The sequence below is a fragment of the Namhaeicola litoreus genome, from assembly GCF_042679565.1.
Taxonomy (GTDB): Bacteria; Bacteroidota; Bacteroidia; order Flavobacteriales; family Flavobacteriaceae; genus Namhaeicola; species Namhaeicola litoreus.
In genome coordinates, this window is record NZ_JBHTMY010000001.1 from 139361 (window position 1) to 150822 (window position 11462).

Below are 11462 nucleotides of genomic sequence, written 5' to 3' on the forward strand. Positions count from 1 at the left end.
ATTAAAAGACCCAATTCGAACATTAAAAACAATTAAAATTCTTAATAACCGGGGTTTTGGGTAATATTCGGATTAGCAAGTGCTGCCGCCGGAATTGGGAAAAGTATATACTTGGGATCAGACTCATACTCTTTCAACTGAACAGGAGACAAAAATTTACCAAAACGAACTCTATCGTTTCTTCTCCAACCTTCCCACCACAATTCACGGGCTCTTACATCTAAAAGATCGTCAACACTATTAAGGCTAGTTGAACTTTCATTTTTAAACCCTTGAACAATGGTTTGAGCCGTTGATAATTCGCCTTTTCTAGCCAAAGCCTCTGCTTTCATCAATAAGGCTTCGCCGTATCTTGCTATGACAAAGTCGTTGTCAACATTATCTCCACTTTCATTATCTGGCACGTATTTTACTCCTCGAATACCAGCAGTTTCAAGTGTAGTACCACCTGTGATTAATGTGAGTTCCTTTGTAAATACCAAAGGATTTCCTGGTCTGTCTTTTAAGGCTTCTCCTACACCAGGACCACCCGGCCCATATTGTTGGCCAATTTGAAATCCGACGTTGTATCCATTCTTTGCAGTAATCTCTGGGAACCATTTCAAAATTCTTTCATCATTGGGATCGAATTTGTCATAATATTCTGCTAATGTTGTAAAACCATTCCATCCTGAAGGCGTTTGGTTATAGTGTTGTCCCATAAACCATCTTGAACGCACATTACCTGAAGCAATACCTCCAACATTCTCTGATACGAAAATGATCTCACTGGATGTTTGGGTGTTTTCTGGTAAGAAGTTATCCCAATAATCCCCAGCTAAACTCACATTTGAAATAGCATCAACATGTTGAATAACCATATCCATATCGCCATTATCAAAGTTATATGGCCCAGCAGGATTTTCCGCATTAAATACCGCTTTGTTTAAATACATTTTTGCTAATAACCAATGAGCCGCATTTTTATTTGCGATAGTAGCATCGGTTGTTGCGGGTAGATTAGTCAATATTTCATTTAATTCATCTATTACCCAAGCAGTTGCCTCTGATCTCGACAAAACGGGAGCCGCAGCGTTTGGATCACTTCCAATCTCTCTAATAGGTGCAGATCCCCAAAGATCGATTACATGATAATAATGTAATGCTCTTAAAAACCTTGCCTCAGCTTCTTGCTGTGGACTTGGATTGGCACCCAATACAAAATTTGCCTGATTGATTGCCGAGAAAATATCATTCCAAGTATCTCTATTAAATCCATGATCAGGAGCATAGGTTTGTGTATGCAATTGTCTCCAAACTCCATTATCATCCCAGTCACCTCCCCTAGTTGGACCCACAACAGCATCAGTTGAATGTTCATCTAAACAAAACAATCTCGCTTGGTCTTGATACGGACCTCTCATAGCTGTATATGCAGATGCAAGAAGATCCGCCGGATTGGCATTTGAAACTGCATATTCTGTATTGGCGACTTCAAATTCTACACCGTCAATTACTGTTTCTTCTAGATCTGTACAGGCAGTAAAAAGCAACAATCCTGCAGTGAAGAAACTTAAATTCCTTAATTTATTCAAATCTAATCTCATTTTTTTAAGTTTTTTTATTGTTAAAATCCTACAGAAACACCTAGTGTAAATCCTTTAGAGTTTGGATAAGCCAGATAATCCATACCGGCAGAATTCACGCCGCTGATGGCTTTATTGGTATCAACTTCAGGATCGAATCCTGAATAATCGGTAATTACAAATAAATTGTTTGCACTAAATTGAAAACGAAGTCGATCTACATAATTTCCTAATTTATCTCCATTGATCGTATATCCAATATTCAAGTTAGCAAATCTGAAGAAATCTCCTGATTCTAAATATCTTGTAGATGGTGAATTAGGATCCCCTTGAACCTGATTGGTCGTAGCGTATTCTAAAGGCACGTTTCTATCACCCAAAAATGAACCCTTGAAGAATAAAGCATTGGCTGTGTTGTTATAAATATAACCACCAAACTGTCCGTAGAAAGCCGCGCTAAAATCTAAATTTCTCCAATTACCATTTAACGAGAAACCAACGTTGGTATCTGGTAAACCTGATTTTTTTAGAACTTTTTTCGAGGCTCCACCCAATCCGGTATCACTTCCATCAGCTGCTGCATATATTGAGTTTCCATTGGCATCAAATCCTCTCCATTCATTCAAATAGTAGGTATAAAGTGGCAATTTATTCGCGATAATCTGTGCATAAGCACCTGTTAAACCTTGACCATTTATACCTCCTGTTTCGATAAACAATGGGAAATCTTCCATTTTGTTATCCAAGAAGGCTGCATTACCTGATAGTGATAAAGACCAGTCTTCATTTCTTAATACATCCCAAGTTAAAGAAATCTCATACCCTGTATTCTTTAATTGACCAGGCAAATTGACAAAAGTAGCTGCACCAGCATTATTAGGAACATTCGAGGCTCCAGGTTGAGGAAAGATCAAATCTTCAGTAATTCTGTGATAATAGTCAAATGAACCACTCAAATTATTAAATAATCTGAAGTCAACACCTACTCCAAAGTTGGTTGTTGTCTCCCATTTCAAATCGGCATTAGAGTTTCCTGATTGTGAAAGTGCACCATTATTATAGCGTCCGTAAGCTCGTGATGAATAAACACCAAATTCTTGGTTACCAACAATACCCCAGTTTCCACGAATTTTTAAATTGTTTACAGGGCTATCATTGTTATCAAATATTTTATAGGCAACACCCACAGCAGGGAAAGTGCCATAGGTTTCATTCTCACCTACTTTACTCGAACCATCGAAACGCAAAGAAGCAGTTACCAAAAGATTTTCAAAAATCGCCATTTCAGCGCGGGCAAAGAAAGATTGTAACTCTTGAACATTTTTCAAAGAAGATGTTCTAAAATCACTGTTTTTACCTCCCTCAATGTTATCAACCAAATTCTTTTGGTTCACATTAAAATATTTTGCAGAGGCAGTATTGGATTTATATTCATAAGAATAAAAAGAATAACCCAATAAAGCATTTAATGAAAAATTCTCACTAAAATCATTGCGATAAGTCAAAATATTTTCAAACGTCTTGTTGAATCTTTCCACATCAAACAAAAAGGCCAAACCACCTGCAGGAGATCCATCTGCAGTTGTACCACCTGACACATCGTTTAATTGAAAATCGGCAGCCAATTGTGAAGCTCTGTCTGAGGTAGAATAATCCACACCAAAAACAAACTTATAGTCCAATTTATTTGTTATATGTACTGTTGGAGAGATACTCGCCAAAATTCTTGTCGTATTTGCGTTATCATCATAACTATTCAATAGTTGAACAGGGTTCAAATAATCTGACCCTTTTACAAAATATGAACCATCATCATTAAAAATAGGGTAGGTTGGATTCCAGTATAATGCAGAACCCAAAAGGTTTCCGATAAATCCTGCACCCCCTGTAATCAACTGTGCTTCATCAGTAATATGTGAAGTAAGCACATTTGTTTCTAATAAGAATTTTTCATTAAATGCTTTTAAACTGTTATTCAAAGAAAAAGTATATTTCTTCATACCTGTTTCTTTCACAATACCTTCCTGATCTCTATATCCAAAAGACATACGCGTTCTTGAATCATCGCCAGAAAAACTAGCAGAAAGATCATGACTGATTGTATTAGCAGTTCTAAAAATCGCATCTTCGTAATCATATCCTCTAGAACCATGGTCCAAACTTGGTGAACCATTCAAGCTTGCTTGTTCTGCATATTGTTGCGAAGACATCATGTCGATAGGATTCGACACTTTTTGGAATCCCATAGAAGTTGAATAGTCAAATTGTGGTTTCCCAAGTGTACCTTTTTTTGTAGTAATTAAGATAACACCATTCGCACCTCGAGAACCGTAAATAGCAGTAGAAGAAGCATCTTTTAAAACGTTGATACTTTCAATATCATCTTGATTGATAAAATTTAAAGGGTTTCTCGGCGGGGCACTACCCAAACCATTCACATCTCCACCCGCGGCTGAGACATCTCCACCGGCTAAGGGTACCCCATCCACAACAATAAGGGGATCATTCCCTGAACGAATAGAACTATTACCGCGTACCCGGATATTTAATCCTGCACCAGGTTCACCGCTGGTTTGAGTAATTTGCACACCGGCAACCTTACCTCTCAATACTTCTGCAGGGTTTGCTGCATTTACAGTAGTAATATCCTTTGCGCCAATTGCATCAATTGCACCGGTTGCATCAGATTTCTTTACAGAACCATATCCTATGACCACCACCTCATCTAGGGTTTGTGCATCAGCCAACAAGTTAATATCGATTGTTGTTCTTCCATTTACAGGAACGTCTTGTGTAGAAAAACCGACAAAACTAAATTCCAGAACAGCATCAGCTGCTACATTGTCCAACGAATAAAATCCGTCAAAATCTGTGGCAGTACCATTAGAAGTACCTTTTACCACAACATTCACTCCTGGAAGAGGACCCTCTTCAGAATCCACTTTACCCGATACTGTAATTTGAGCAAACATAGCCCCACTGCACAGAACCGTGATCAAAAGTAAAAATCCTTTTCGTAAATTAATTCTCATAATTCATAAATTAGTAGTTAGTTTAAGTAATCGTTAATTGTGATTATAATAAAAGTAGTCTAACGAAAATATTAATTTTAATGAAATCTTAACAGATATTTAAGTTAAATGACAAAATAGGGCATCGAAAACGATTTCGGAAATCAACTTTATTACTACATTTAACAATAATTTTTGTTAAAACAAGGAAATTAACGATCTCAGGTTTTTATCTATCTTATTTGTTTTTGTTTCAACTAACTAACCCTATTATTAATTATAATCTCTTTTATGGAAAAGCATAGCCTCAAAACAATTGCTAAAAAACTAGGAATATCCGTTGCTACGGTATCAAAAGCACTTAACGACTATAATGATATTAGTGCCGTTACAAAACAAAGGGTTAAAGATCTTGCTCAAGAATTGAATTTTATTCCTGATTCTGTTGCCAAGAGTTTACGTGCCAAACAATCAAAAATAATTGGCTTCATTGCTCCTGATTTGATGCATCACTTCTATTTTAATGTTTTATCCGGAGTCTTAAAAGTAGCTCAAGAAAAAGGTTATTTTGTGGTTGTTGCAAGTTCCGAAGATGTTATGGACAATGAAATCAGACATTTACGTTCTTTTGAAAATAAAAGGGTTGATGGAATTTTATTGGCCTTATCAGACAACACTCTTGAATACAGCCACGTCAATAGGGTAGTTCAAAACGAAATTCCATTGGTACTTTACGACAAAGTGAGTAAAACCGTCAAATGCTCAAAGGTAGTTATTAATGATAGAAAAGCCGCTCAGTTGGCTACACAACACTTGATAGATTTAGGTTGCAAGAAAATTGCTGAAGTAAGAGGCTATTTTAACGCTCTTACTGCAATAGATAGATTTATAGGTTATAAAAATGCATTAAGAGAAAACGGCATGACATACAACAGGAAAATTGTTTTTGACGGGAATGGTCCATCCATAAATGACGGAATGCAGGTTGCTGATAGAATTTTTGAGCAGAAAAACGAAATTGACGGTGTGATTTGCCATAATGATTTGTTGGCCATTGGTATAATAATCAGATTAAATGAACTTGGTGTAAAAATACCTGAAGAAATCGCAATACTCGGATTCAGCGATTCTCCTTATACCAAAATATCTCAACCCAGTTTAACCACCGTAAAACAAAATGGTCATGAAATTGGATTAAAAGCATGTGAAATTTTAATTGAAGAAATAGAAGCAAAAGTCAATAAAAAATCTTTTAAAACAAAAACAATAGAAATTCCAATTGAATTAATCATAAGAAAATCGACTCATAAGCCAATTAACTGATGTTAAATCATTTTTTTGATCCCGCATTTATACCTTTAAAATGGTTGATTGTGTAAATTATTTATCCTTTTTTTCATTTCAATATTGTGACCTATTGTGAATAAGAAAAATATCAAAGACTAAGATGTATTTAAAATAAATGTTTTTTATTTTCTATTTAATTTTTCACTCAGTTCTTCCAAGCGTATACCTTTGGTTTCAGGCATCATAAACCTTACAAAAAGCAATTGCAAAAACATCATTAGGGCAAATATGAGAAAGACAACTCCTGGCCCAATAGAGTTAAATAGAAATGGTATAGCAGAGGGAATTATAGCTGCTAAAATCCAATGAACCGAACTTCCAAATGCCTGTCCAGACGCTCGCAACTGGTTTGGAAAGATTTCAGAAATAAAAACCCAAATCACTGCGCCCTGCCCAATCGCGTGGGCCGCAATAAAAATAAATAAAAATACTGGCACGAAAAATCCTTGCCATTTAAAAAAGAAAGCCATAGAAACTAATGTCAAAGAAAAGATATATCCAATAGAACCGATGTACATCAACTTTCTTCTACCTAGTTTATCTATTAGAAATACACCGAGCAATGTGAAAATCAGATTCACCAATCCTATACCCACTGAACTCAACAGTGCACCACTTTTGTCAATTCCTGCCTCCTCAAAAATCCTAGGTGCATAATAGAGAAATGCATTAATTCCTGAAAATTGATTAAAGAAAGCTATAAGAAAAGCCAATACGAGTGGAAATCTATGTTGCTTTTTAAATATATGATCAGAAGCATCTTGTCGTGAGGCAACTTCTTCAAATTCAGAAACAACAGCTTCAGCATTTACATCCGGATAAATTCTTTTTATTAGTTCTAGTGCCTTAATATTTTTCCCTTTTGAAATTAACCACCTTGGGCTTTCAGGCAGAGTTAAAGCGAGTAAAGTATAAACAGCAGCCGGAAAAACTTCTACGCCAAGCATCCATCTCCAAGCGTTTTGTCCCGCATTTCTCAATAAATAATTAGAAAGAAAAGCTATCAAAATCCCCAGAACTATATTGAACTGATAAAGAGAAACTAATTTTCCTCTATTCTCTGCCTTCGCTATTTCTGAAATAAATGCAGGAGCGGCAATGGTAGATACACCAATCCCAACACCACCCAGAAAACGAAAAAAAGCAAATAAAAATGGATTATTTGAAAAGGCAGATCCTAAAGCCGAAATACTATATAATACTCCAATTAGCACCAAAGTATTTTTCCTCCCCCACTTATCAGTAGGTAGACTTCCAAAAAATGCTCCAAAAACAGTTCCCCAAAGCGCCATTCCCATTACCACAATTCCATGAAAGACATCACTAGATCCCCAGATATCTTGCAATTGTTGATCTGCACCTGAAATTACCACAGTGTCAAAACCAAACAAAAAACCCGCTAACGCTGCTGTAATTGACCAAACAAATATTTTATTTTTCATGAATCATGAATTAGGACAAAAAGATACAAAAAAAGAAAACAGACCTTAGTTTGGTTAGATCTGTTCTCTATGCTAAAAACAATTAAATAAATTATGAAAATTAACAAACTCCAATTGAGTAATTAACTTCTCATTCATTCTTTTCGAATGAATTACAAATTGAATTTAATCAATAACTTAAGGCAAATTAAATTTAATCCAAAAAAAAGGCCTTTTCCCTACCGAAATCGATTTAGGAATTAGTAAAGTTTAACGTTTGTTACAATTCTTTTGTATCCAATTTTAATTATATCATCGAGTTTGACTCTATTACCCAAGTAACCTTTTCCAATAAAAGCAATAAACAAAAAATCAAAACGTTCATAGTTTGGTAAATCTATTACTCTAAAACAAATATGGTCATCAATTTTGAATCTATGAGCATACAAAGCAAGTATCAAGAAGCTGCTCTTTTTGCTGCAGAAAAACATCAAATACAGAATGTTCCGGGCACAAAAGCCAACTATTTTTTGCATTTATCTAATGTGGCCATGGAAATATTGATTGCCTCATCTCATACACCTAATTTTGATGTAGAATTTGCGATACAGGTTGCCTTATTACATGATACCTTAGAAGATACACATACAAGTTTTGCGGAGATTACCGAAATTTTTGGACCCTACGTAGCACAAGCTGTTTTAGCACTTACAAAAGATGATCAACTGCCGCAAGAAGAACAAATTTTTGACAGCATAGAACGAATAAAAAAATTACAACCTGAAGTTTGGGCTGTCAAATTGGCCGATAGAATTAGCAACTTACAACCTCCACCAGAACATTGGAACGGTGATCGAGTAATGAAGTACAAAGAACAATCAGAAAAAATTCATCTTCTACTGAAAGATGGTAACGAGTACCTTGCAAAAAGATTGGATGAGGTCATAAAAAAATACCCTTGATTATAGTATTTCTTCTAATTCTTTAATTCTTCGCTGCTTTTCAGGCTCTCTATTTTTTTTAGCAAAAGAAGTATGGAATTTATGCATTCTCAAAAAATCTATTTGCATTTTTATCCAATCCATTTTAGTACTAATCTTTCCTCTTTCTTTTAATTCTGAGAAAAGTAATTCTGAAATTGGATGATAATCTGATCTACCGAGATAATCTAAATCAACATCACAAATTATTTTTTCTAATTCATTCTGTGGGTTTTGCGGTATTTTTGTGGCGAGAATCATATTTTGTACTTTGCCTATATCCCGCTTTGAAAAATTAAACTCAGCCAAAAGTTCTTTTGCAATTTCTACTCCTGCTTCCTCATGATTTTCCTCGTCGCGAACAAACCCTATATCGTGCAGTAAAACCGTCAATCTCAATAATTTGGCCTGATGACTTTTGATTTTTTCTCTTCTAACATAGACATTACATACTTTTAACACATCTAGAGTATGATGTATACCATGATAGTGAAGATAATCTGGCAGTTCGTTTTTTAATATAGTTAAGATTTTATTCCTTAAAGAAATATAACCGTTCATTATAATGGACTTTGAATCATTGAGGATATAAGCCAAAATACAACGAATGAAATAACAAAGATAAAACTCAAGGCAAAATATTTAATCGATTTTTGCACACAAGTAAATTTTGCATCAATGATCTTACTCTCTGCATGAATTTGCTCGCTTAATTGTTTAAAAAGCTTTTCATGATCACCACAAATTTCAATCGTTTTTTTGGTGTATTCTTCTATTGAACCAAATGCTCGGACTGCATCCATAAAAAAGAAAACGTTCTTTTCATATTTTAATTCCATTTGTGGCTTAAAGCATATAAAACAATAATAAATTGAAATTAAAACGCAAATTAGCCAAAGTGACACCAAAACAATCAAGAATACATTGCCCTTTAGCAAGGAGCCAATATACTCTAAGCGATCTACAAACAAACCCAATATTAAACTATGAAAAGAAAAGATAACACCCGCTTTCAATTCGGAACCTTTGATTAATTTCTCTAAACGTTCTAGCTGTTCCCAATAGTTATTGGGATCTTGATCTTGTAAATCGATTGGTTTTTTTAAATTAGAATCTGACACAACATTAAATTACTTTATGTTCTGAAGTTATTTTTGTATAATTTTCTTTTTTTGCCTTCAAACCCTTTACAAAATACATTTTCATAAGGCCTTTATTCTTGGCCTCAATCTCACCTCTATATTCACAATCATAGACATCATTGATTAATTCAAAGGTGTCTTCAGAAATATTGATCATCCCAGGTTCAGACATACTTTCCATTCTGGCAGCAACATTTACAGTATCTCCCCAAATATCATAAGCAAATTTCTTTGTTCCCACTACTCCGGCAACCACCGGCCCTGTATTTATTCCAATACGCACATCGAAACAGGTTATGCCAGCAGGTTTCATTAATTTGGTTGAAGATACAAAATTGGTCATTTCTATTGCAGCCTGCACCATACTTTTCGCATGATTTTTTGAAGAGGCCATCAATCCACCTGCACACATATAGGCATCACCAATCGTTTTGATCTTCTCCAGACCATATTTTTCCATAATCTCATCAAATTTAGAAAAATAATAGTCAACACTATGCACCAACTCTTCAGGTGTTAAATGTTGAGCAAAAGTTGTAAAACCTTTAAAGTCAGTAAACAGAACAGTGACAGAATTGTAACTTTTCGCTTTTACTTTGCCGTGCTTTTTTAATTCAAGTGCAGTCTCTTCAGGCAATATGTTTAACAATAAATCATCTGATTTATCTTTCTCTGCCTCAATGATCTGCTTGGTTTTTTTCATAAACCTATATCGGTTAAATACACCCATCACCAAGAGAAAAAGGAGCACTGATGAAAAGATTGTACCATATATCACATTTCTCTGTTTCTGCACTTTTAGCTCTTGAATTTCTCCTTCTTTCTCAAGCAAACTTATTTCATCTTGCTTTTTGTTTAAATCGAAATCGAATTGTAGACCTCTAATTTTATCATCTGTCTCAAGATTAAACAGAGAGTCATTTTGAGCCAAATATTTGTTTTGGTAGTTATAGGCATTCCTAAAGTCACCTTGATTTTTGTAAGCTTTAGAAAGACCATCATAAATATCTCTTAACTCATAAGTTAATTCCATTTCTTTGGCTAAAGTCTCAGCTTCCTCAAAAAATCGAATCGCTTCTTTTGCATCATTTTTTTGATTTACAATACCTTTTTGGATCAATATTTGGATATTTTCATATTGCTGGTCATTGGCTATGGCTATCTCATGGCCTAAATCTAAGTACTGGTTAGCTCTTTCAAGATCTCCCATATGGTAATAGGTTTGACCCAAAAACATTAAATTTTCTGCGTAATAAATAGTGTTTTCTGTAATACTTAATGCTTCCTTAAAGCTTTTTAATGCCTCCTCATAATTAGCCTGATCATCTTTAATAAGACCAACACCAAAGTAATAGGCCTTCGCTAATTCAATATTATTTCCAGACACCAAATAAGGCACCATTTGGTTATAATAATCCAAGGCCAACTCATAATCCTGTGGGTTATCTGCATAAGTGATGGCAATATTTCCCAATGCTGAAACAACCCTTAATGAATCTTTAATTTTTTCTGCAATACGTAGAGAGCGTAAACTAAATTCAATGGCCTTGGCATTACTTCCTTGAAGCCGATAAAGACCTCCCAGATTATTCAAAATATTAGCGATTCCGGTTGAATCTGTAGAAAGTTCAAAGGTTTCTAAAGATTTTGTCCAATTATCAAAGGTTTCTATATAATTCCCTTGATAATAGTGAACTAACCCAATTTGTTTGAAAGCATAAGCTTCCCCTTTGGTAAAACCAATTTCGTTAGCCAATTTCTTCGCCCTTTGTGCAAATTCCAATGATTGTGAAAATTCACCTTGGTTTAATAAATCTGAACTAATTTCATTCAAAGCATTAACAGATAAGCTGTCTTTTTTACTTTTCGTAAGAACATCTCTAAGACTATCTATATTCTTACTCTGACCAAGTACATGAAAAAAGCTTAGGCATAATAATATTATTATGCCTTGCTTAAATGGTTTAAGTATTTCGACCAAAAGTCTATGCTTCAT

General features: G+C 34.7%; 8 protein-coding genes. 2 read left to right on the top strand and 6 right to left on the bottom strand.

What is annotated here, in order from left to right; translation table 11 throughout:
* Window positions 1–41 precede the first annotated feature (41 nt).
* Window positions 42–1586 carry a RagB/SusD family nutrient uptake outer membrane protein gene (locus ACFQ39_RS00630; protein WP_377175393.1) on the bottom strand — a complete coding sequence of 515 codons (1545 nt, stop codon included), beginning with the start codon at window positions 1584–1586 and terminating at the stop codon, window positions 42–44.
* A 20-nt stretch (window positions 1587–1606) separates the two neighbouring features.
* The gene (locus tag ACFQ39_RS00635) at window positions 1607–4597 is read right to left on the bottom strand and encodes a SusC/RagA family TonB-linked outer membrane protein (RefSeq protein WP_377175395.1); all 2991 of its coding nucleotides are present in this window, start codon (window positions 4595–4597) and stop codon (window positions 1607–1609) included.
* 270 nt (window positions 4598–4867) lie between these two features.
* Here ACFQ39_RS00635 and ACFQ39_RS00640 point away from each other — a divergent pair, with 270 nt between their 5' ends.
* Entirely contained in the window at window positions 4868–5899 is a 1032-nt protein-coding gene (locus tag ACFQ39_RS00640) for a LacI family DNA-binding transcriptional regulator (RefSeq protein WP_377175397.1), read from the top strand.
* Window positions 5900–6045: 146 nt separating this feature from the next.
* Here the strand turns inward: ACFQ39_RS00640 and ACFQ39_RS00645 are convergent, their stop codons facing one another.
* Window positions 6046–7365, bottom strand: a complete 1320-nt coding sequence (locus tag ACFQ39_RS00645; RefSeq protein ID WP_377175399.1) for a sugar porter family MFS transporter — start codon at window positions 7363–7365, stop codon at window positions 6046–6048.
* Between the two features lie 416 nt (window positions 7366–7781).
* On the opposite strand from ACFQ39_RS00645, the gene ACFQ39_RS00650 reads away from it, so the two are divergent.
* Window positions 7782–8306, top strand: coding sequence for an HD domain-containing protein (locus tag ACFQ39_RS00650; protein WP_377175401.1), 525 nt, complete (start codon window positions 7782–7784; stop codon window positions 8304–8306).
* On the opposite strand, the gene ACFQ39_RS00655 is transcribed toward ACFQ39_RS00650, so the two are convergent.
* The 3 genes from ACFQ39_RS00655 to ACFQ39_RS00665 are packed head-to-tail and all read right to left on the bottom strand — an operon-like array spanning window position 8307 to window position 11462.
* Window positions 8307–8885 carry an HD domain-containing protein gene (locus tag ACFQ39_RS00655; RefSeq protein ID WP_377175403.1) on the bottom strand — a complete coding sequence of 193 codons (579 nt, stop codon included), beginning with the start codon at window positions 8883–8885 and terminating at the stop codon, window positions 8307–8309.
* Window positions 8885–9445 carry a Pycsar system effector family protein gene (locus tag ACFQ39_RS00660; protein WP_377175405.1) on the bottom strand — a complete coding sequence of 187 codons (561 nt, stop codon included), beginning with the start codon at window positions 9443–9445 and terminating at the stop codon, window positions 8885–8887. Before ACFQ39_RS00660 ends, ACFQ39_RS00655 begins: the two co-directional genes overlap by 1 nt.
* Before the next feature lie 4 nt (window positions 9446–9449).
* Complete coding sequence (locus tag ACFQ39_RS00665; RefSeq protein ID WP_377175407.1) at window positions 9450–11462, bottom strand: adenylate/guanylate cyclase domain-containing protein; 2013 nt, start codon at window positions 11460–11462, stop codon at window positions 9450–9452.

Bases quoted from the DNA above. Each gene is read 5' to 3' on its own strand.
- ACFQ39_RS00630 (WP_377175393.1), bottom strand. From the start codon at position 1,586: ATGAGATTAGATTTGAATAAATTAAGGAATTTAAGTTTCTTCACTGCA.
- ACFQ39_RS00635 (WP_377175395.1), bottom strand. From the start codon at position 4,597: ATGAGAATTAATTTACGAAAAGGATTTTTACTTTTGATCACGGTTCTG.
- ACFQ39_RS00640 (WP_377175397.1), top strand. From the start codon at position 4,868: ATGGAAAAGCATAGCCTCAAAACAATTGCTAAAAAACTAGGAATATCC.
- ACFQ39_RS00655 (WP_377175403.1), bottom strand. From the start codon at position 8,885: ATGAACGGTTATATTTCTTTAAGGAATAAAATCTTAACTATATTAAAA.
- ACFQ39_RS00650 (WP_377175401.1), top strand. From the start codon at position 7,782: ATGAGCATACAAAGCAAGTATCAAGAAGCTGCTCTTTTTGCTGCAGAA.
- ACFQ39_RS00665 (WP_377175407.1), bottom strand. From the start codon at position 11,462: ATGAAGCATAGACTTTTGGTCGAAATACTTAAACCATTTAAGCAAGGC.
- ACFQ39_RS00645 (WP_377175399.1), bottom strand. From the start codon at position 7,365: ATGAAAAATAAAATATTTGTTTGGTCAATTACAGCAGCGTTAGCGGGT.